Origin of the sequence: Streptomyces durbertensis, from assembly GCF_014156695.1 — a bacterium.
GTDB classification, from domain to species: Bacteria; Actinomycetota; Actinomycetes; order Streptomycetales; family Streptomycetaceae; genus Streptomyces; species Streptomyces durbertensis.
The window spans coordinates 1-1,191 of record NZ_WMLF01000794.1 but is presented as its reverse complement, the minus strand read 5'-3'; the positions used below and the strand labels follow the sequence as shown (position 1 = coordinate 1,191).

At 75.6% G+C, this 1,191-nt stretch carries 1 protein-coding gene and 1 pseudogene; both read left to right on the top strand.

What is annotated here, in order from left to right; translation table 11 throughout:
- Nucleotides 1–248: pseudogene (locus tag GL263_RS26870) on the top strand (hypothetical protein); the annotation flags it as partial.
- Nucleotides 249–358: 110 nt separating this feature from the next.
- Nucleotides 359–1,165 carry a class I SAM-dependent methyltransferase gene (locus GL263_RS26865; RefSeq protein ID WP_323379577.1) on the top strand — a complete coding sequence of 269 codons (807 nt, stop codon included), beginning with the start codon at nucleotides 359–361 and terminating at the stop codon, nucleotides 1,163–1,165.
- The last annotated feature ends 26 nt before the right edge of the window (nucleotides 1,166–1,191 follow it).

The window sequence follows — 1,191 nt, the reverse complement described above, 5'->3', positions numbered from 1 at the left end:
GGCCGGGGGGCGGGCGGCAGGAGCGGTTGTGCCGGCTGGTGTGGGAGACGGGCGCGGTGCGGGAGGCGCACCGCATGGCGCGGGAGCGGGTCGACGTCTGCCGGGCGGCGCTGGCGGTACTGCCGCCGAGTGAACACCGCGACAGACTGCGGCAGTTCGCCGATCTGCTGGGCGAGCCGCCGCCTTCCGCCGAGGCAAACCCGGTGCTCGGGAAAGTGGTAGCCGGTCCTCCGGCTGCTCCTGCTTGACGGGTCGTCGAAAACGTACAAGCGTCGCGTTCGAGCCACCGCCCGCCGGGCCGATCCGCCGCCCGGACGCCGTCCGACCGACCGCCCGAGACGAGGAGCAGCAAGCAGTCGTGGACCTCGACCAGATGCCCAGGGGCGGCCCGGACGCGTCGTGGTGGGACCGCCGGTACGAGACCCGGCGCCAGGAGTACATCGACCGGCCCGAGACCGGTGCCCGGTGCCGGCAGGCACTGCGCGGGCTGGACCGCTTCCAGCGGCTGAGCGGCGGCTATCGCACCTACAGCCGCCTCACCGTGGCGGCGGCCGGTGCCGACGTGCCGTCCCCTCGCGTGCTGGAACTGGGCGCCGGGCACGGGCGACTGGCCCGGTACGTGCTGGCGCGGCGGCCGGGCGCGCGGATGACGGTGAGCGACGTGAACCCGAGTGTCGTCGAGGCCCTGCGCGCCGGGCCGCTCGGCCGGGACCGGCGGATCGAGGTCGTCCGGCTGGACGCGACCGCGATCGACCGCCCGGACGACTCGTACGACGTCGCCGTGCTGACGACCTCTCTGCACCACCTGCCGCCGTCGGGGGTGGCCGCCCTGCTCCGGGAGGGCACGCGCGTGGCGCGGCGGCTGCTGGTCGTGGACGGCTGGCGCAACCCGCTGTACCTCGCGGGGGTGCCGCTGATGGCGCTGACCGGCGGCTGGGCGCAGGCGCACGACGGGTTTGTCAGCCTGCGCCGGATGTACGGCGCGGCGGCCGTGCACGCGCTCGCCGCGCGCTGCGGCGCGCCGGTGCGGGTGCGGACGCGCTTTGTGCCGCCCGCGTACCTGGCCGTGCTCGCCGAGCGACGGAAGACCGCCCGGCAGGGGAGGACGGACGGGCGGACGGATGAGGATTCTGCCAACAGAGACGGGGGAGGACGCGCGGGATGACCACCGAGGTCGCGTGGGTGGGGGAG